Consider the following 20,924-nt stretch of genomic DNA (forward strand, 5'->3'; position numbering starts at 1 on the left):
GCGCTCGAACCGGAGACTTTTCGAATCTGATTGCATGAGTCATGTCTGGCGCACCTGCGTTTCTCTGTTCTCAATACGCGATCAGTACGCGTTCTGATGAGAAATGCCCTTGAAAATGGTTGCGAGGATGATCCTCACGTCCAGTGCAAAGGACCAGTTGCGCAGATAGTAGAGATCGTGCTCGACCCGCCCTTCCATCTTTTCGAGCCGGTCGGTTTCACCGCGATATCCGTTGATCTGCGCCCAGCCCGTAATGCCCGGCTTGATCCGGTAACGATGGATATAACCCGACACGACGTGCTGATAGAGATCGTCGTGTTCGAGCGCATGCGGACGCGGCCCGACCACCGACATATCGCCGCACAGCACGTTAAAGAACTGCGGCAGTTCGTCTAGACTCGTGCGTCGCAGGAAGCCGCCGACGCGCGTAATCCGCGGGTCATTTCGCTTGGCCTGCTCGAGCACACCGGCCTTTTTCACATGCATGCGCATCGTGCGAAACTTGTAGATCGTGAAGACACGGCCGTCCGCGCCCTTGCGCTGCTGCTTGAAGAACACCGGTCCCTTCGAACTCAGCTTCACGGCGATCGCACAGCCCAGCAGAATCGGCGAGATCGCGATCAATGCGGCCAGCGCGAACAGACGGTCGAACAGATCCTTCTTGACCATCGCGTTTGGCGGCAGCGGCGAAGCAGCGAGATTGATCGTCGGCTGATCCAGCAGGTTCGTCACGCTGCCTTCGAACAATGCGAGCGCGCGCACGTCGGGCATGAAGCGGATGTTGATCAGGTCATTGCGAAACTCGTCGACGAGCTTCAGGATCGCGCGTTCTTCTGTAAGTGGCAGCGCCAGCCAGACTTCGCCGATGTTCTGTTCGCGCACGTACTTCGCGAATGCCTTGTGCTCGGTGAAACTGGGCACGCGCGTCGTCGTCTCCGAATCCGGCGCGAGGTTGTAGACCGCCCACGGCCGGAAACCGGATTCAGCCGCACCTTCCATCTTGTGAATGATGTCGTTGCAATGGTCTCCGCACGCCGCGATGGCGACAGGCTGCAAATCGATTCCCGCATGACGCATGCGGCCGATCAGACTGTGAATCACGAGGCGGCTCACGATGAGTCCGCTGCCCGAAAGCGCCGTCCAGTAGACGAACCACAGACGCGACACGAAGTCGATCCGGTGCAGCGAGAACATCAAGGCCATCGCGCAGCCTTGCACAATGAGCCAACCCAATGCCACCTGTCCCGTGAGCAGCCGTTTGGAACGGCCGCGCCACGATTGATACACGCCGAGCGCGGGAAATATCGCGAGTGAGAATGCCGCGGCAAATGCGACAAACGCCAGGTAAAAGCCGCGCTGGGAAGCGTCGTCGAAACGGATTTGCGACGCCACGAGCGCACCCGCCACGATCAGCGCGACGTCGAATAGCCTCGCTAGCAGACCTGTCAATGCACGCATCACTACCCCTCTTTCACTACACACATGTTCACGACAGCCGCTCAGTTACAGCGACCGTACTTGTCATCGAAGCGGACGATGTCGTCTTCACCCAGATACGCGCCCGATTGAACCTCGATGATTTGCAGCGGAACATGGCCGGGGTTCTCGAGACGGTGCTGCACGCCGATCGGGATGTAGGTCGACTGATTCTCAGTGAGCAAGAACTGTTCATCGCCACGCGTCACGAGTGCAGTACCGCACACGACGACCCAATGCTCAGCGCGATGGTGATGCATCTGCAGCGACAGCCGTCCACCTGGGCTCACGACAATCCGCTTGACCTGAAAGCGGTCGCCGTGATCGATGGAATCGTAAAAGCCCCATGGGCGACGTACTTTCCGATGATTCTCGGCTTCCGGCGATTTCGTCTGACGGATGCGCGATACGAGTCCCTTCACGTCCTGCACATGCGATCGGTCCGCAACAAGCACGGCATCGTCCGTTTCGACGACGACGAGATCACTCGTACCCACGCATGCGACGAGCCTGCCGCCCTGCGAACGCGCGTACGTCGTGGTCGCGCCTTCCATCAGCACGCGGCCGTTCGCCACGTTGCCGAATTCGTCTTTCTCCATTGCCTCCCACACGGCGTCCCACGAGCCGAGATCGGACCAGCCCGCTTCGAGCGGCACGACGACGCCCGTGAATGGCGAGTCGGGCTTGCCGAGCTGCTCCATCACCGCATAGTCGATCGAATCGGAAGGCGATTGCGCGAAGGCATCGGCACCCGGCGCAACGTAGTTGTCATCGCGCTTGGCGTTCTCGTAGGCCTGCATGCACGCGGTGTACATGTCGGGCTGAAAAACTTTCAATGCCGCGAGCCATACTGACGCGCGCATGACGAACATGCCGCTATTCCACCAGTAGCCGCCCGACGCAACGTATTGCGCTGCCAGTTCGGCTGCGGGCTTTTCGACGAAGCGATCGATGTGATGCGAGCCATCGGCCAGTTGCGCGCCGAGGCGGATATAACCGAAGCCGGTGTCGGCGCGCGTCGGCGGAACACCGAGCGTGGCGATCTCTCCAGCCTGTGCATGAAGTGCGGCGACTTCGATCGCCTGGTGCAACGCGGGCAAGTCTGCGATGGCGTGATCGGCAGGCATCACGACGAGAATGGGGTCATCGCCGTCGCTCGATGCAGCCAACGCTGCGAGCGTCAACGCAGGTGCGGTATCGCGCCGTGCAGGCTCGACGACGACACGCGGCTTCACGCCACAATCGCGCGCCTGCTCGGACGTCACATAGAAATGCTCGACGCCGCATACGATCACCGGCTCAGCGGCTACGTCCCACGTTTTCGTGAAGCCATCCATACGCTGCATCGTGGCTTGCAGCAGCGATTGATCGCCGACGACATCGATCAGCTGTTTCGGATACTGCTCACGCGATACCGGCCAGAGTCGCGTACCGGACCCGCCAGCGAGAATGACCTGCACGAGCCGCCGTGAATCGATTGCCGTTTCTGCCGCGATAGCGACGTTTTGCTGTTCGGCATGAGTGGTCTTTTTGTCCACTTCAATCTCCCTGGTATTGAAGTCTGATCCTCATCGTCCGTTACGGTCTGGACGAAGCTCATTGGATCCAACCAACGTTTTTGGTCTGCACATCTTCCGCGTGGATTGTTGAATATCGACGCGGGAGTGAGTTGATTGCGGACCGCACAGGCCGCGAATGGCGGATGACTCACATTGATCTGCGAGCATCCGGTACGCGTCGTGCTCGCGCAACCATTGCAGATGAATTGAAAGATCGAAGTCGGTGCAGAGGCTTGAAACAACGTGGTTTTAAACGCCCCAGTGCGACCTTATTCGACTCGACCTGAGATAGATGATAGACACCTCACGCTGCGCTACAGCATCTCTGGCGCGAACGGTTGATGTTATGGCTTGTCACGCTGAGTCTTTCGGATAAAGCCTATCATTTGGCGAATCTATCTTTTTTGAAAATCGATTTGAGCTTGGAAATACAGGGGTTTTCGTGATACGTTGCGACTAGAAGGTGTTCGCTTCTTCTCAGCGAAGCAGCTGCAGGCAGGCCCATCCCGGCTTTATTGGCCGCTTGCAGATGCCACTCTCCCAGATGTGGGAACACCACACGTCACAGCAGGTCACAACTCTGTTCTGGCCAGTCAATCGAACACTCGATGACTCGCTACGCGTCATGTCGGATCCATGCGGTATCCATCATTGACACGCGCCGCTTTCCACCAGTGGATGTGCACAACCATTCTTCACGAGAGTCGAAATGGCTTATATATCGGTATTGGCGCTATTCCTGACGGTTACCAACCTGATACCTGTTAGCGCAGTGGGATTTTTGCCGATCGTCCTCTGCGCGTGGCGCTTTTTCGGAAGAAGCTACCCTTCTTTTATCGGCCCGTTGACAGCGCTCACACTCTACATAATCGTCTCGACGCTGCTTTACGATCCGCATTCTCTCGTCGAGTTCGAGTTCTACCGGCGCGATGGTAACTATTTCATTTCCTATGCGCCGATCTTCGCAGGCTGCCTGTATGCCCATCGTTGGGACATGAACAAGCTGCTGCGCGCGTTCTTCGTGTTCGCGGTGCTGATCAATATTCCGCCGTATCTGCTGTATTTCGCGCAGAACGGCCTGCTCGCCATTTTCAAGCATCCCGACGACAGCTTCGGCAGTTTCTTCATCGCACGTAATGCGGCAGGCGGCTTTCTCGCGATGCTGTTCTGTCTTGGCGTCGCATGCTATCTCCAGCAGCGCAGCAGGATCATGGTCGCGCTGATCGCGCTCAACGGGCTCATGCTCTTTTCGACGTATAGCCGTGGCTCGCTGCTGGGCGCACTGGCCGTGCTTCCCTATCTGTATTTCGGCCGCAAGCGCCTGATTCTCGCGTCGCTGATGAGCGTTCTCGTGGTGGCGTCGCTTGCCATGGCGAGCTATCACACGCTGCCCAACGTCAACTATATGGGCTACACGTTCTCGATCCAGAACGCGGACGCGAAGCTCGCGAACCTCAACATTCGTTACGAATGGCTGTGGCCGAGAGCGCTGGCGTACTTCGTCCAGAGCCCAATAGTCGGGATGGGATTCGGTTCGTTCGACGATACGATCCGCAATGTCACGTCGTATTTCGGCGTGCTCGCCGTGCCGTCCGATATCGTTGTCGAACATAGCGACTCGCACGCTCACAATTCCTATCTGAACTTCCTGGCCGAGACGGGCGTGGTCGGCCTGACGCTGCTGCTGGCTTTCTACTGGAAGCTCATCAAGTGGAGTCAGAACGGCGCTGCGCGCAGCGCGCTCGTCGAACACGGACAGAACTTCGCGGCTTACCGCTTCGTCGAGATCTCTTCCGTGTGTCTGCTCGTGATGGCGGCGACGGAACACCGGCTGGTGTCGCCGTCGAACGTGCTGATTCTGTCTCTCGTGATCTCGCTGCTGCTGGCGTCGCGCCCCTTGCGCGTGATGAAGCCCGTAAGCGACCCGCGGCGCGCGCTGCATCCGCAGCCGCCGCCTTATCGCGAGCGCGGGCAAGCTGCTTATCCTGCTGCGACGGGACGCAGCGTGCCCGGCTCGTAAATCTTAAGGAACCGAACAAAACCGTATGTGGAAAATCGATCCGTGGACCGTCTATTCCAACGTTGGCGATGCCGCCGTCACGCTGCCCGTGGCGGTCGTATGCGCTATCTGGCTTGCCAGGACCGATCTGCGCCTTGCCTTGCGCTGGGCGCTGACGTTGAGCTGCGCAATGCTGCCCGTCGGCGTCAGCAAGATCCTGTATTACGCATGGGACATTTCATTGCCGCTGGCTGACTTTCGCGTGATCAGCGGGCACACGATGCTATCGACGGCCGTGTGGGCCGTCGCACTCGCACTGCAATTGAAATGGTGGCGCCTGCCTGCGTTTCCGGGCATTGCAGCAGGTCTGCTGTTAGGCGCGTTGACGGGTGCTTCGCGCGTACACGGGCATTCGCACTCGGTCGCGGAAGTTCTCGTGGGTTGGGTGATCGGTACGATCGCGGCGACGGTGTTTCTGCACACCGCGCTTCGCGTCGACTACAAGCCGTTTCGGGCCGTGTGGTCGACGCTTTGCCTGCTGGCGGTGTCGACACTGGCTTATGGCCACACCGCGCCGTTTCAGGATCTCATCGAGGAACACTCCGCGGCGCTTAAAGAGAACACGCCCGGAGTAGTCTGCGCGCTGTCACGCGCGCGTTCGAAGGACCACAGCTAAAAACCAGACTCAAACGAGCAGATGTCGCTCGCGTTCTTCGTCCTTGATGGACTTCACTGACACTTCTTCATCGACGGGATACGGCAGCGTCGGATCGACGAAACTGTCCGGCATCCGTGCGTCGATGAAGGACGTCAACGCCGTCTTGAACTTCTCCGACGAGAACCGTTCTGCATTCCTGCGGCACTGACGCGCATCGAACAGGCCCGAGTACTTCTCGAAACGCTCGACCGCTTCGAGCAGCGACTCGGTCGTTTGCTCCTTGAAGAACACGCCTGTGGGCCGTTCGCGCGGCAAGCCGAGCACCGACTCGAGCGCGCCGCCTCTACCGAACGCGACCACGGGTGTTCCGCACGCCTGCGCTTCCACGACCGAAATGCCGAAATCTTCTTCTGCCGCGAACACGAAAGCACGTGCGCGCTGAAGATGATCGACCAGCACGTCGAACGGCTGATGACCGAGGATCGTCACGTTATCGCCGGCGGCCGCCTTGACCTTCTTCATGTCCGGGCCGTCGCCGATCACTACCAGCTTGCGTTCCGGCGTCTGCGAAAAGGCCTTCACGATCAGATCGATTCGCTTGTACGGCACCATACGCGAAGCCGTCACATAGAAGTCGTCCTTCTTCTCGCGCATCGGCATATGACTCAGATCGACGGGCGGATAGATGACCGTCGCGTCGCGCTGATAAGCCTTCCTGATCCGCCGTGCTATGAACTTCGAATTGGCGAGCAGATGATCGACACCGTTCGCGGAACGCGAATCCCAGCCTCGAATGTAGTGCAGCAGCACGCGCGCCATCGCTGACTTCAGGCCTGAAGTCAGATGCGACTCGCGCAGGTACTGATGCTGCAAATCCCACGCATAGCGAATGGGCGAATGCACGTAGCTCACATGCATCTGGTTCGGTCCCGTCAGCACGCCCTTGGCAACCGCATGCGAACTCGAAATGACGAGGTCGTATGCGGAGAGATCGAGCTGCTCGATCGCAATCGGCATCAAGGGCAGATAGGCCCGATAACGCTTGCGCGCGAACGGCAGCCGCTGAATGAACGAAGTCTGCACTGGCTTGCCTTTGATGCAAGCCCGGTCTTCCATGAAGTCGACCAGCGAAAACAGGTCCGCGTTCGGGAAGCATTCGATTATGTTCTGCAGCACTTTCTCAGCGCCGCCCGATACCACCAACCAGTCGTGAACAATGGCAACTTTCACCGCGACCTCCCTGTTCTCGTTCAATCCGTCCGTAGCCTGATGCATCTTTTCAACAGCATCGGAATTCAATCAATCGTCCTTGCCTGCGCCACCTCGTGCGCCCCACGCAACGCGCGCCATTGCGATGGCACGCCCTGCGCCGGGCACCAGCGTGATCAGTTCCTGCCGGATCATGACGGTCAACAACATCATGGAAAGCGACAGCTCGCCGATCACACGAGCGAACGCCATGCCTTCTGCTCCGTATCGCGGCGCGAGATACAGTGCCGCGACAAGATTCAGGACGCCGGAAGCGGCGCCCGCAATAGCAAGCAGGCGATCTTTCTTGCGCGGCACGAATACATAGAACGCTGCGAATTCGTTGAAAGCCGCAAACGGGAACATCCATGCAAAGCACTGCAACACGTGACCGCTCGGCGTAAAGGCATTACCGAGAATCAGCGGCAAGACGAACGGCGACAACGTCAATGCGCCGCAAAACACAAGCAAACCGTAGCCCAGCATGAGCGTCGCGCCGCGTCTCGTGGTCGCGTGCGCGCCCGCCTTGTCGCCTTGAGCCAGTTGACGCGAAATGGTCGGAATGAACACCTGCGACGCCGGGCCCATCAAGGCCAGACCAATCGTCGCGAACCGCTCGGCAGCGCCGAAATAGCCCACCTGCGCGGGCGTCGACAACAGCGTCAACAGATACGTCGACGATGCCGTGAGCACGACCGAGCCTGACGAATAGCAGAAGAGCATCGTCGAGCCTTTCACGAGGTCCGTAATGCCCTCGAACGAAAGATGCGGCCGTCCAAGCTGGTAAGTCGCGAGCCCGTACGAAATGGCGAGAGACAGTACGCCCGCGGTCAACAGGCTCGCCACGACCCAGACGGAGTCCGCCGGCCCTTTTACAAGGCACAGCACGAGCCCGAGACTCACCGCGAAACCGAACACCTCGATCATGATCGGCGTGCGGAAATGGTGACGTCCCTGATACAGCCAGCCAAGGTTCAATGCCGACACGACCCCTAACGCCGTCGCGAGAAAGCCGATCAGCGGCCGCTCCGACAGCGTCGGCGAACAGTAGGTCGCAATCGCGCCGATGCAGCCGCCTAGCACGCCTAGCGCAAGCCGCGCGCTGACGTGCAACGAATAGATGGAGTTGCATTCGCTATTTGTCTGCGCCTTCGAAATCTCCCGCATGCCGACGAACGTGAAGCCATAGCTCGCCAGCATCCAGATGACATTCATGAGCGACATCGCCGCGAGCACCCGCCCGTATTCGGCGACGCCCAGCACGCGTCCATAGAACGGCACGACGATGATGAGGTACACGTACCTCATCAGGTAGCCGCCGTAGACGAACACTATGACGTTTGCGCTCTTTTTACCGTCCATACCAACCTCTCCTGTATCCGCGACGCTGCATGGCTAGTGCCCGGCCGTGCTACGACGCGCTAGCGGGTTGGTGATGTACCGCACCACGAAATCGGAAAGCGGCGAATAAGGCAGCAGACACAGACTCGAAAGAAACAGCGTGCCCACTTTCTTCTTCGTGCCCCAGAACGGGTTCGCGACGATCGAATGCAGATAGTCGCGCGAATCGTGCAGCATCCAGCGCCAGCGCTTACCCAGCGACGCGTGATAAAGGCTCGAACCGAAGTACGCCTTCTCATGCGCGAAGTCGTGAAATGAAGGCGGCAGATCCAGACCCAGACGGTCTCTGGCGATCTCGCGAAGCGCGACCCATCGTTCCTTGAACGCTTTCGGCGCCTTGTTGATCTGCTCCGAGTTCGCAAACGACACGCTCGGCGACGCCGTGTGATGAACGCGATACGCGCCGAGAGAATGCGTCAGCGTGGCAACGGGGCCAACCAGCGCCGCGCCATAAATCGCGTAGAAATCGGCCCCATAGCGGTTGATGCCGCCTTCGGGTACGGGAAACACCGCCTTCAGCGCACGCACGCTATAGGCATTGCCCGACGCCGGCGGCGACGGATACAGCCAGCCAGCCCGCAGCAGACTGCCGCAGTCCGCGGGCGGCTCGGTGTGCGGCACGTGCGCACCCGTCTGCTGGCCCGCTTCGTCGATCACGTCGAGACGGAACTGCACCTTCGCGAGATCGGCCTCGTTGAACTTGCGCATCACCTCCGACACGACGCCGGGATACAGCACGTCATCCGAGTCGAGAAAAATCACATACTCCGTACCGGCGATTTCGACGCCAAGGTTGTAAGCGGACACCTGTCCGCCGTTTTCCTTGAATACAGCCTTCACGCGCGAGCCGTATTGCTCGATGATCGCTCGCGAGCCATCCGTCGATCCGTCGTCGATGACGATCACGCGCGTGCCGGGATAGTCCTGCGACAGTGCGGAATCGATCGCCTCGGCAAGGAAGCGTTCGTAGTTGTAGTTGCAAATGACGATGGCAATCTCTTTCATAAAGCCTCGTAGCAATTAATAGGATCAGTCGGCAAAGTACGCGTCTCCCTCAAGCTGACTTCCCCTGACCGGCACGCACGACGAGATACGCGAGGTGTCTCGGCGGCTTCCTGTCGGCGCCATTGACGTTATCCGGCACGCGAAAACGTATGCTCATGCCGTCGTTATTCCAGTTCAGCGTGGCGTCATCCTTCGAAGCGGTCGTGCCCGTCAATGCGTCGACGAACAGCACCTGCGCGCCGCCCGACGGCGCCGCGATGCCCGCCGTCTGCACCGTGCGCCAGCCCGGCGGCGCGCTCACCTGGATCACCACATCCTTGTCGGACAGCAGGCCCGAACCCGCGACATCCGGACCGAAGTGCAGCGGCTGCGGCAACGGCGCCAGCGCACCGGGAGCCGTCTGGTTCAGCACGATCAGGCTTTTGCCCGACACGTTGTACGTGCGCTCCGGCGGTCCGCGATGAGTCAGTCGAAACGGCTCGTAGCCGTCCCAGTGGTAGATCATCGACACATACTTGTCCGGGTCGTCCCAGTTGCGCGCGAGCGCCCACACGGCAAACTCGAAGAAATAGCGCGGCAGGTAGTGCGGGTCGATCATGTACCTGTCGCCGATTTCCGTTTGCCACAAGCCGCGCGCGGGACCCTGCCTGACGTAGCGTTCATACAGCCCGTCGAGATCGGATACGGACAGGTAGTGCGTATCGAGGTAATCGACCCAGTCGGCCATCCGCGCATTCAGATGCGGGCTTTTGAACGCGAGCCACTTGTCGAGGTTGTCGAGCCCGCCCTGATCGGGCCATCCGCCATACACGACATACGCGCCGTAGCGGCGAATGATCCGTGCAGCCGGAATGTGAATCCGCTCGACATAGTCCTGCATCGCCTGTTCGTAAGGACCGGAGCGATGTTCATCCTTGTCGAACTTCGGGCCGTGCCAGAACGTCGCTTGCGGCAAGCCGCCCGACAGCCGCCCTGCCGCTTCATTCCAGATCTGAAAGTGACGCACGCCATACGGGGCCGCCGAGTACTTTTTAACCACGGCATCCACGTACTTTTCCCACGCCGACACATCTTCCGGCGCCGATTTCGTATCGCCGGGCACACTCGCATTCCACTTCGGCGTATAGCCGAGGAACAGCAGCGAGCGGATCCCGTTCTGGTTGTCGCGCAACACGACCGACGGCAGATCGCTGTCGAAACGATTGCCCGTTCTGTCGACACTCATTGGTTGCGTCGACGCATCCGGTTGCCCCGGTCCGACCGAGCCGCGCCCCCAGCTGATGCCCATCTTCTTCCACATCGCGATGTCGGCAGCCGAGCTGGGCCAACCATTCGTTCCGATCAGGTCGGTCATTCTGCGCGGCGCGCGGCTACCCGCAGCGCCCGATGCAGCTGCGTTGGCGGCATGCGCGCGAAAGGGCGGCAAGCCTGCGCACGCCAATGCTGCGAGCGTCGTCAGCACGCGTCGTCGGGAGGGCTGGTACTTGATTCGATCCATAGGCTGCCCCGCTCGCCGCTCAGCCCGCCGACACACGTGCCGACATCTCCGAAACAGGCTCGCTCTCCTTGCCATACAGCACATCGAGCAGCCGCTTCGCCGAACGGTCCCAGCGAAACTCGCGCGCATGCGCCATACCTTTTGCCCGGTACTGTTGCCGGATTGCGCTGTGCGTCATCATCAGCGCGATCTTCTCCGTCATGTCCGCAACCGACATCGCATCGCAGTACATCGCGGCATCGCCGCATGCTTCAGGGATCGACGTGCGCGACGACGCGATCACGGGACATCCGCAATACATCGCCTCGAGCGGCGGCAATCCGAAGCCTTCATACAGCGAAGGAAACACCAGGCATCCCGCATGCTGATAAAGCGCCTTCAATTCGCCATCGGAGACGAAGCCGGCCCAGATGATCTGCTTCGAGCGCGACATCGCCTCCAGTCCATCATTGGCGAAGATCCGCTGATTCTTGCCACCGACGATCACGAACCGCACGTCGCGCAAATGACTCAGGCCAGAGACCGCTTCGAGAACGCGCTGAAGGTTCTTGCGCGGATCGAGACTTCCGACGATCACGCAATACGTGTCGTCCTTCAATTGCAGACGATCGAGCACGCCTGGTTCAGGCACGACGCGATCGAGGTGATCCGCTCCCGGCTGGATCACGGCGATGCGCGACTCGTCGATCTTCAGGTGATGACTGATGCGGCGCTTCGAAAACGTGGACACCGTCAACACGAGTGGCTCCATGCGCGGCAGGATCGAGAAGCACAGCCGGTACCACAGCAGAAACTTCTTCGAGAATCCATTCGGTACGTCGTACACGGCCATGTCGTGAACCATCACCACCTGCCGGCGCTTGAGAATAGGATTTGTGTTGCACAGATTGACGAGCGTGCGTCCACGGGCCGCGATCGGCAGCGTGATCTGCTCCCACAGCGTGCCGCGCAGCCACGGAAAGCGCCGCTGCCGCTTGAGCGACGCGCCGGGTTCTCGCGCATCCTGCGGCACGAAGATTTCCAGATCGCTGCCTGGGGATTCGCGCATTTGCATTGCACGTGTGAGTTCATAAGCGACTCGCTGAACGCCTGTAACAGGCTGCGAAGTGAACTTGCCGTTGATCGCGAATGCCATGGTGATTCTCCGCCTCACGAAGTTGTCTGGTTGCAGTGCTTGCGTAAAAACAGCCCTGTCAGGCGGTTGTCTCGACGTCCCCGAAATCGCTTGCGTAGTTCGTGGCGTAGCCGTAGTTCTTCGTGCTGCGGCGCAACGGAATGCCGTTGAAAACCGCACCCGCGACACGTCCGCCCGCGCGCTCGATCTTCTTGACCGTGTCGGCAATCTCTTCTTCCGATTGCATCCCCGAGCGCAGCACCAGCAGCGACGCACCGGCTTCGTTTGCGATGATGGAAGCGTCAGTCACGGCGAGGAACGGCGGCGTATCGACGATCACCATGTCGAAGTGATTGCTCAGGCGCTGCAGCACTTCCCGGAAGCGAGGACGCGTCAGCAATGCAGCCGGGTTCTCGGGACGCGCGCCGCACGACATGAACGTCACGCCTTCGATACCGACATGACGCAATGCGTCGCGCAGCGGCATACGTTCGGCGAGTACTTCCGAGAGACCGCCGCGATTGCTCTGGCTGAAGAACGCCGCAAGGTGTCCACGACGCATGTCGCCGTCGACCAGCGCGACACGTGCGCCCGCTTCCGCATGCAGCGTCGCGAGATTCGCCGCGACAAAGCTCTTGCCCGCCGACGTGGTCGGCCCCGTCACCATCACGATGTTGTTGCGGGTGTGGGCGAGATCGCGCGCCATCGCCGTGCGAACGGCGCGCAACGCCTCGACGGACGAATCGTGCGGGAAACGCTCGGCAAGAATCTTGTTGCCCGAGTAGCCGAACGACGGATCGATCTTCTCGTCGGCAGCCGCTTCGCCTCCGTCCACACCGCGCTGCACTGGCACCACGTTGCGCGCAGGCGCACCCTGCAATGGTTTTCGCGCGGAGGCCGGCAAGCTGCGGTCAAGCAGCGACTGCTGATGACTGAACAGCACCTCGCCGATCACCGGCACGCTCAGACGACGCTCGACGTAGCGCGGATCGGTCACGCCGACCAGCACATGGCGACGCATGAACACGAGGAACACGCCCGACACGAGACCGAGTACGAAGCCGCCCGGCAGCACGATCAGCGGATCCGGCTTGACGGGGCGATGAGGCCGCACAGCGCTGTCGAGAATGTGCGCGCCACCCGTTGTGCTCGCACGACGCACGGTCAGCTGTTCGGCCTTCTGCACCATGCCCATATAGACGGTTTCCGCGACCTTCTGCGAGCGGATCAGATCGACGCTCTCACGCTCGGACGCCGGCATGCCCTGGAAGCGGCCGTCGAAGTCGGACTTCGTCTTCTTCAATTGCGCGAGCTGCGCGTCGATGCTCTGGATCCAGCGGCTTCCCGGCGCGTACTTGTCGAGCAATTGCGTACGTTGCAGTTCGAGGCTCGCGATCTGCTTGTCGAGATCGAGACCGCCCTGCAAGTACGATTGCGCTTCGGCCGTCGGCTGCATCGAATTGGCTTTCGCACGGAAAGTCTTCAATGCTTCTTCCGACTTGCGCAAATCGGCAAGCAGTCGAGGCAATTCGCCCTTGATGAACGTCAGCGTCTGCGTGTCGTTCGCCTGACGGCCGGCAATGGCGGACGCGAGATACTGCTGGCCAAGTGCATTCGCCACTTCCGCGGCCTTGGACGGGCTCTTGTCCGCGTACTCGATCTGGATGAGGCCGGAGTCCTTGACCTTGTCGGTGATCTTCACGACATCCATGAAGCGCTTCGTCGCATCCACCTGGTTCCAGCGAGTCACTTCGAAGCGCGTATCCGGGCGAGCGGCAAGCTGATTGATCATCACCGAAATGCCGTTGCTTTCGACAGGCTTGCCCACCGTGCCCTTGACGAGAAATTCGCCGGACGGGCCGAGCAGTTCGTATGCGCCGTTGCCGAGCGCGACGAGACTCAGCTTCTCTTCCTCGAGATTCTGCGGGACGTTGAGATAGCCGAACTTCACGACCTCGCCACCCCATGCAAACGACTTGAGGCCCAGCCATGCGCCATTCGGTTCACCCGGCGTCGCGAACTTGTCCGCGATATCGCCGAGGATCGGAATGCGGCGCGGCTTCACGGAGATGTCGAAGCGGTACTTGTCGATCACGGGATCGAGCACCGCACGGCTGCGCATGACGCCCATTTCCGTACTCGGTGACGGCGCGGGCGGCGGCAGCTGCTCCTGGTTCTGAAGCGCGAGGCCGAGTGCATTGGCTTCGGGTGGATCGACGCGCACGAGCACATCGGCCGAATAGATCGGCGTGGCGATGAGTTGATACGCGACCGCAAGCAGGAACACCACGACAGTCGCCGCGACGATCTCCCAGATGTGGTCCCGCATCAGGTTGAGCATCTCTCGACCGGTGAGCTGCCCGCGCTCAACCTCAGGGGCAACAGGAAGCGAGTTCGAGGGGTAATAATCCACGGGAATCATCCTTTGATAACCGGTTGTCGAGCGAGCTGAAAAGCACGTGAATCCACGACCGGACGGCGACATGAAGCCGCCGGAAGGGACGCAACAGAAGCTCGATCAGCCGTGCTCGGGCCGATGATGAGTTACAGGGACGGCTGACAGCAGCAACCGCAGGGCGTGATAACGCCGGGGTTGTTAGAGGCCGTTTCAGAACGTCAGGACGAGAAGAGCAAGATGCTTTGCGTGTTCACTCATGCGCTATCCTTTTTATCGTCACTGGCGATTGCGAAGAGCCCGCCGTATCTCCGCTGATCTGGAGACCTGATCGAATGTGCAAGACATGTTCCTAAATTCATCTGACTTGCCGGAGCAAGTCGCATGTCATGCACGTTCGCGACGTGAGCAATTCGCCTGGAGAAAGCTTCAGCAATTTCAAGAATTGGCTTCTGATCCGGTAATCGCCTTTCCATTGATGTTGCGATGAAGCATAGACGCGCAGAATTCGAATTAGTACAAACCCGGCTTAAATTCGGGTACTAATGGCCGATATCGTGGAACACGTTACATCGCGCAACGGCCGCGGAAAGAGTTGTTGCGATCTGAAATTCGTGTAACAGAGTGATACGTATGGCGCGAAATGGCGTAACACAACGGTAGTGACAGTACATCGGCCCGCATTTTCGTCCGCGAAAACCCTGACTCCTCTGCGACCCTTATATGGCAAGCTTCGCGGGGGATGTGACTCGCTTTTGAGTCAGCAAAATCGGACATTTTCTCCCAGAAATTCTTTCCGTGACCAGCAAAAAGACCAGGACCTTAATTAAGGCTGGACAGTAAAAATTTCCCACACCCGAACGATTTCGCCACATCGATCGCGCCAATCGGACAACGGTCGCATGCCCCTTTTCTCTACGGTATTCTGATTTGCGTCGAATTGTTGCGCATTAATTGGGAGAGCTAACGGTGAATGGGATTTATCAACCGCATCCGTTGCGTGCCGATGAACGGCCCGAAAAGTCGAAATTCGAAAAGCATATTGGTCTGCTCATCTCCCCGCATTGCTCTATGGCAGCGGCGGGAGCGATTGGCGATGCCTTTTGCCTCGCCAACAAGCTCGAAGAGCAGTTGGGCGCCGATGCGCCCTATCGCTTTTCGGTGTTGTCGGAGGCGGGTGGCTTCGTGACGGGTGGATCCAGCTTTCCGATCTGGACACAGAAACTCGACCGCTATCAGCTGTCGGACTTTCATGCATTCTTCGTCGCGTGCAGTGGCGACCCTGTCACCGAATCGAGCGAGCAGCTCGTTTCGTGGCTGTCGCGTCAGGGGCCCGGTGCGCCCGCCTGCATGCGGCAGAAGACGGACCTTTCCAGTGGCCCCGTGCACGCCACGGTGCCCGTATTCGTTCTCGACGACGGTCTCTCGGAGACGCGCCCCGCAGGCGCGACGCCGACTGAGATGGCGCTCGTGCAGATCGAGCGCGATGTGAGTGCAGATACTGTGCGCCGCATTGCGCATGCTCTGCAGCCGCAAGTGCGGCAGCGCATGCGGCCCGATGCCGACGATCTGAGCATCGCCACGACGACGGAGAAGATCCGCGAATCGGCACGCTGGATTAGAGAAAACTATAGCAAGACCATTTCCGTGAGTCAGGCCGCGGACTCGGCCGCCATGAGCAAGCGCAATTACCAGCGCCGCTTCAAGGTGGAATTTGGCATGACCCCACTTGAATACCTGCTTCGCACGCGCTTCGAGGTGGTCTGCTCGATGCTCATGGATACCGATCTGCCCATCGACAAGATCGCGCGACGGTGCGGTATGGGCGATGGCAATCGGCTCGGGCGGATCTTCAAGGTTCGCTATGGCATGTCCCCGACGAGCTTCCGCGCGTTGCGTCATCTCGGCAACGCGAATCACGGTGCTGTGATGCCGCCCGCAGCGGTCAGCAGCAATGCCGTACAACCCATTGCAGCGGCAGGTTCGCTAATGAAGTCTGCTTACTAGCGCAATGTCTGGAGCGCAACAATGCCAACAACCGAATATGCGCAGGCTGATGAAGAAGTGCGCGTCACCGCCCGACAGAAGGCGGGGCCGTCTGAAACGTTTGTTGCACGCGAATTGCCGGAGGAAGCCGTCTTGAGGGGGCCCGCCCCCTCGCAGTCCGCCGTGAGGAGAATGAAAGAGAAAGCAAAGCTGATGTTGCCGGACCCGCTTTTTCTGAGTCTTTTGCATCGCAAGTGCATCGGTCGTTATCCGCGGCTCATTCATCCCGCCACCTTCAACGAGAAGATTCTTCAACGCAATCTCCGTCCCGATCCCCGCTATGTACGATTGACCGATAAGCTCGCGGTCCGTGAATATGTTGCCGATAAACTCGGTGAAGAACATGTCGTGCCGCTAATCGCTGCACCCGAGACCTTTACGCGCGAGGTATTCGATAGCCTGCCCGATTCATTCGTGATGAAGGCAAATCACGGCAGTACATTCGTCGAGATCGTGAGAAACAAGTCGGAGACGACGTTCGAGAAATTGCAGGAACTGGCTGACAGGTGGCTGTCGACTTCGTTCTATTGGGTTGCGCGCGAGCGCCACTATCGGCGAATCAAACCGCGCATCTTCTTCGAAGCGTTGCTATTGGACCGGCAGGGACATATCCCCGCCGACTTCAAGATCCATTGCTTTGGCGGCCATACCGGGCATCCGCTGATGTACATTCTTTTGATCACGGACCGGTTCGGCAGTCACACGCATGGCGACGTGTTCGACGCGCAATGGCGACGTACGGATGTGATGATCGGACCCTACACGCGCAGTCCGATCCCGCCTCCGCGGCCCGAGAATCTCGATGCGGTGCTAAAGGCGGCGACCACACTGGCCGCAGATTTCGACTATGTACGTGTCGATCTCTACGCCTACGACAATCGCGTGTACTTCGGCGAATTGACCTTCACGCCAGGTGCGGGCGTGTTGCCTTTTACGCCCGATCGCATCGATTACGAATGGGGAGAGCTTCTGACTATGAAGGCCGGCCTCTGACGTACAAAAGCAAAAGCCCGCTCGAATTCGAGCGGGCTTTGTATACAGATGCGGCCTGAAGCAGAAGGCTACCGGTCAGATGTCGGCGTTGCCCTTCGTGAAGCCGGTGAACGCGGTGTACGGAGGATTGAGCGCCGTACCGTTCGTCATCACGCCATACGTGTTGTTGCCGCTGTCGAGCACGTAGTACATCACGGCCTGGATGTTGTGCGTTTTACGCGCCTGATAGTACTTGCTGAGCGTGCTCGAGATGTAGCTTGCACGGTAAGCCTGCGTCTTCTCGGGGCCGGTGTTCCATTCGGTGATGATGAACGGAACGCCATAGCGCGCCTTGCAGTACGTCGGCAGATCGAAGCCCGGACCCGAGCCGTCGGTACCGATGTTGAAGATATCGCCATACACTTCGTAGTTGTGCCACGTCGTGATGTCCCAACGCACCTTCGGATGGCCGCCCGAACCGTCCGGCTGCATGCCGTCCCACAGCGCGTCCGCTGCACCGATATCGGCAACGCAGAAGTTGATACCGCACTTCGCGTTCGACTGCACAGCCTTCACGCCGTCGATCATGCCGCGCATCACGCCGCGCATCGCGGGCCAGTTCGCGTTGTTGAAGTCGACTGCCTTGGTGCCGGCGTTGGTGAAGTCGAGCATCGTCGCGTTCTGTCGCGTCAATTCGTTACCGCACTCGTAAATCGTCACGCCGTATGCCTTGAGCGCATTCGCAACCGCCATCGCAGCCTGTTGTCCGCGGGTGTAGGCGGCCGATTCGCTGGTGAAGACCTTGCCATTCGAGTCGTACACGCCCTGGTTGATCAGCACGAGCAGCGTCAAACCAGCCGACTGGAATGCCTGCGCAATCTTGCTGACCGCGGCGATCTGCTTGGGATCGTCGGTACAGCCGATGCGGTAGCTCTTGCAGCCCATACCCTGCACGATCGACACGAGCTGCGCCGGCGTATACGTATAGTCGTAGTGGCCGTTGATGCCGTAGAACATGCCGGCCGTCGCTGCCGTCGCGATACGCGGGTCGCTGCAAGGCAGCCAGCCGGCGACGTCGGTATTCACGTAGAACTGGCCGCCCGTACCCTTGTGCCAGATCTTGCCGCCGTACCACAGCAGCATCGACACGTTGTACGTGTTGCCCACCGTCTTGTTGTTGCGGTAGATAACACCGCCGACCACCGTCCACATCGCGCCCGTCTTGTCGATGATGTACGACGCGGAAGGAATCGTCGTGCCGTCGGCCGAAGTGCCGCCGAGACGCGGGTCATTCGACGCGTTCCAGGCCGAGCCATTCCACGCGTAGAACTGGCTGCCCGTTCCCTGGTGATAGATCACGCCGCCGATGAACAGAACGAGCGATACGTTGTAGGTGTTGCCGGCTTTTGCGCCGTTGCGGTAGACCGATCCGCCCGACAGGGTCCACGTATTGCCCGAGTTGTCGACGATCGACGAGGCGGGCGGCATGGTCGTGCCGTTGGCCGATGTCGATGCGCGAGCGGTTGCCTTGGCGACTGCATCGCCGGCGGCACCGGCGGCGAGGTCGGAACCGCCGCCACCGCAGGCGGTGAGGATGTAGCTGCCACCGAAAGCCGTGAGAGCACCTAGAAATTGACGTCGTTTGTTCATGGCGAAACGTATCCCTGTCGAGAAGTTCTCGAAAAAAAGTCCAAAAAATGACTGCTGGATTTCGAGGCAAAAGGCCGGCGCGAGCGCGTCCGCATTACTCAGTAATCCTTACTGGTAATGACACTTGACGACCCGGTTTGTAGACAGGGAGAAGTGAATGAACCGCCCGCTACGACATGTACTTCAGGCGGCGACGCTAGCGTCTAATGTCCCCTTGGCTTCAGGTGGATCACCAACCGAGCGCTGCCCTTGAATCAGCGGGTTATGCGATTTCCCTAACGTGTTGCCACTACTTGCCAACCATCCTCTTGGATTACGCAAACGTTTCACCTTCAGCCGAAAGAGTCCGTAAGACACCCGGCAAAATGTTCGCGTAAGTCCGTTCGATCGGCGTAAATAATACCCAAGACACACGGCAAATTACATAGAAAATTAACTACATCGGACAATTAGCAGGATTCTTCCGACTAAAAGTTTCCGGAAAGGAAATTCGCCTTTGCGCGTTCAGATGAGACGTTCCTACGCCCGCGCGACGGGCAATGTGACCCTATGAGGTATTTTTGTCGTCCTGATTGTTTCGCGCAGTACGGGTATTGCCGCATTGGAATTCGAGGAACGGAAAAGCGGTAATGCAGCTTTTACCGCAGGGGACATAATTACCGAGGACAAAATGCGTATCGAATGACGCAAATTTTGTCATGTTGAGAATATTATTTCGGTATCGACCCTGGAAGTATTGCCGAAAAGCGGGCCTGGAGGGGGTGAAGCGGTAATTAATGCGGCAGCGCAATGAGTGCGCCGCCGTGATCTGATCTCTGTGAACGAGCGAAAAGCCCTGAATTACGCGATTGCGGCTTTTTCCTCGTCGTAGGCGTCGTGTGCGAATTCCGGCTCAAGGACATTGGCGCTCGAATCGCTGCCTTGCTCCACCGCTTCTGTTTCCGGCGTGCCTCGCGTCCATGCACGGTATTCGGTTGGCGACTTGCCGACGCACCGTCGAAACAGCTTCCCCAGGCGGTCGCCGTTGCTCAGTCCCACGCGCCGCGCGACCTTGTCGGCGGGCAGTGACGTCTCTGCCAGCAACTGACACGCGCGCTCGAGGCGAACCCGCTGCAAATACTCGGAAGGCGACGCGCCGATATGCGTCTGGAAGTTGCGAAGCAGCGTGCGCTGGCTCATCGCACACGCTTCCGCAGCATCGGCAACGCTGACCGAGCGATGACAGTTCTCCTGAAGCCAGCGAGCCGCCGCGCGGATTCTGTCCACCGCCGTATTGGTCGCGTCGACAGAAGGGGAAAGCCATTCGCTCGAATCGACGAATGCGGTACGGCGCAATGCCTCGTGTGCAATCGGTTCGCCGAAATCCGCGCGGATCACTTCGAATGCCGCTTTGACTGCGCTGCCCAGCTGCGCCCTTCTCCTGCGCGCCTGCTCATATCCGCTCGCCACACCCGCACCGTTGTCCGACCCCATCACGGCGCCCATATTCGATGTATCGACGCCTGCCGCGAGGAACCTGACGGGTGTGCCATGCGCGCGCACGCGCTGCAGCCACGCGGCAAGAGGCGGCGCATCGCACGTTGCTCGCGCATTCACGCCGCCCGCGATAAACACGCGCGCGTAGCGTGTCTCGCTGCCCGTCGGCAACTCGTCCGTCGAGACGAACAGCGATCGATCGCATTTGATGTGTCCACCGCTTTCCGACAGAAACTGCAGTTCGTACTTTCGCGCCGCCGAGTTCGTTTCGAGCGAGCATGCGCATTCGAGCGCTTCGGCGATCGCGCCGATTCCGAGCAGATCACATGCGTCGGTAAGAACGAAAGCGATTCGTTGTGTAGACGAAGTCGCGCTGAAATGCTTGTGTGGTATCCATTGCAAGTTATTCTCGACGAACATGGTCGCT

General features: G+C 59.5%; 14 protein-coding genes. 4 read left to right on the forward strand and 10 right to left on the reverse strand.

Annotation, left to right across the window (positions count from 1 at the left end; all coding sequences use genetic code 11):
- Nucleotides 1–81 precede the first annotated feature (81 nt).
- Both QEN71_RS13790 and QEN71_RS13795 read right to left on the reverse strand, forming a co-directional pair.
- A complete protein-coding gene (locus QEN71_RS13790) occupies nt 82–1,458 on the reverse strand; it encodes an undecaprenyl-phosphate glucose phosphotransferase (RefSeq protein ID WP_201651601.1) in 1,377 nt (458 codons plus the stop codon).
- 41 nt (nt 1,459–1,499) lie between these two features.
- Entirely contained in the window at nt 1,500–2,972 is a 1,473-nt protein-coding gene (locus QEN71_RS13795) for a mannose-1-phosphate guanylyltransferase/mannose-6-phosphate isomerase (protein ID WP_233471887.1), read from the reverse strand.
- Between the two features lie 772 nt (nt 2,973–3,744).
- On the opposite strand from QEN71_RS13795, the gene QEN71_RS13800 reads away from it, so the two are divergent.
- Both QEN71_RS13800 and QEN71_RS13805 read left to right on the forward strand, forming a co-directional pair.
- Nucleotides 3,745–5,055 (forward strand): O-antigen ligase family protein, encoded by a 1,311-nt coding sequence (locus QEN71_RS13800; protein ID WP_201651603.1) that lies wholly within the window; start codon nt 3,745–3,747, stop codon nt 5,053–5,055.
- A gap of 25 nt (nt 5,056–5,080) precedes the next feature.
- On the forward strand, nt 5,081–5,710 hold the full coding sequence (locus QEN71_RS13805) for a phosphatase PAP2 family protein (protein WP_201651605.1): 630 nt from the start codon (nt 5,081–5,083) through the stop codon (nt 5,708–5,710).
- A 9-nt stretch (nt 5,711–5,719) separates the two neighbouring features.
- On the opposite strand, the gene QEN71_RS13810 is transcribed toward QEN71_RS13805, so the two are convergent.
- From QEN71_RS13810 to QEN71_RS13835, 6 genes are read right to left on the reverse strand one after another with little or no spacing between them, the layout of a single operon-like run.
- The gene (locus QEN71_RS13810; RefSeq protein ID WP_407675466.1) at nt 5,720–6,991 is read right to left on the reverse strand and encodes a glycosyltransferase family 4 protein; all 1,272 of its coding nucleotides are present in this window, start codon (nt 6,989–6,991) and stop codon (nt 5,720–5,722) included.
- Nucleotides 6,992–8,302, reverse strand: a complete 1,311-nt coding sequence (locus QEN71_RS13815; RefSeq protein ID WP_201651609.1) for a lipopolysaccharide biosynthesis protein — start codon at nt 8,300–8,302, stop codon at nt 6,992–6,994.
- A 33-nt stretch (nt 8,303–8,335) separates the two neighbouring features.
- Nucleotides 8,336–9,346: a glycosyltransferase family 2 protein gene (locus tag QEN71_RS13820; RefSeq protein ID WP_201651611.1), complete on the reverse strand. Its 1,011-nt coding sequence runs from the start codon at nt 9,344–9,346 to the stop codon at nt 8,336–8,338.
- A gap of 49 nt (nt 9,347–9,395) precedes the next feature.
- A complete protein-coding gene (locus tag QEN71_RS13825) occupies nt 9,396–10,844 on the reverse strand; it encodes a hypothetical protein (protein ID WP_201651614.1) in 1,449 nt (482 codons plus the stop codon).
- 19 nt (nt 10,845–10,863) lie between these two features.
- The gene (locus QEN71_RS13830) at nt 10,864–11,979 is read right to left on the reverse strand and encodes a glycosyltransferase family 4 protein (RefSeq protein WP_201651616.1); all 1,116 of its coding nucleotides are present in this window, start codon (nt 11,977–11,979) and stop codon (nt 10,864–10,866) included.
- 58 nt (nt 11,980–12,037) lie between these two features.
- The gene (locus QEN71_RS13835; RefSeq protein WP_223962801.1) at nt 12,038–14,380 is read right to left on the reverse strand and encodes a polysaccharide biosynthesis tyrosine autokinase; all 2,343 of its coding nucleotides are present in this window, start codon (nt 14,378–14,380) and stop codon (nt 12,038–12,040) included.
- A 1,044-nt stretch (nt 14,381–15,424) separates the two neighbouring features.
- Here QEN71_RS13835 and QEN71_RS13840 point away from each other — a divergent pair.
- Nucleotides 15,425–16,360 (forward strand): helix-turn-helix domain-containing protein, encoded by a 936-nt coding sequence (locus QEN71_RS13840; protein WP_233471872.1) that lies wholly within the window; start codon nt 15,425–15,427, stop codon nt 16,358–16,360.
- Between the two features lie 21 nt (nt 16,361–16,381).
- Complete coding sequence (locus QEN71_RS13845; RefSeq protein WP_201651622.1) at nt 16,382–17,392, forward strand: ATP-grasp fold amidoligase family protein; 1,011 nt, start codon at nt 16,382–16,384, stop codon at nt 17,390–17,392.
- A 75-nt stretch (nt 17,393–17,467) separates the two neighbouring features.
- Here QEN71_RS13845 and QEN71_RS13850 read toward each other — a convergent pair whose 3' ends face one another.
- A complete protein-coding gene (locus QEN71_RS13850; RefSeq protein ID WP_201651624.1) occupies nt 17,468–19,021 on the reverse strand; it encodes a hypothetical protein in 1,554 nt (517 codons plus the stop codon).
- An 840-nt stretch (nt 19,022–19,861) separates the two neighbouring features.
- Entirely contained in the window at nt 19,862–20,917 is a 1,056-nt protein-coding gene (locus tag QEN71_RS13855) for a helix-turn-helix domain-containing protein (protein ID WP_201651626.1), read from the reverse strand.
- Nucleotides 20,918–20,924 lie beyond the last annotated feature (7 nt).

The sequence above is a fragment of the Paraburkholderia sabiae genome (assembly GCF_030412785.1).
Lineage (GTDB): Bacteria > Pseudomonadota > Gammaproteobacteria > Burkholderiales > Burkholderiaceae > Paraburkholderia > Paraburkholderia sabiae.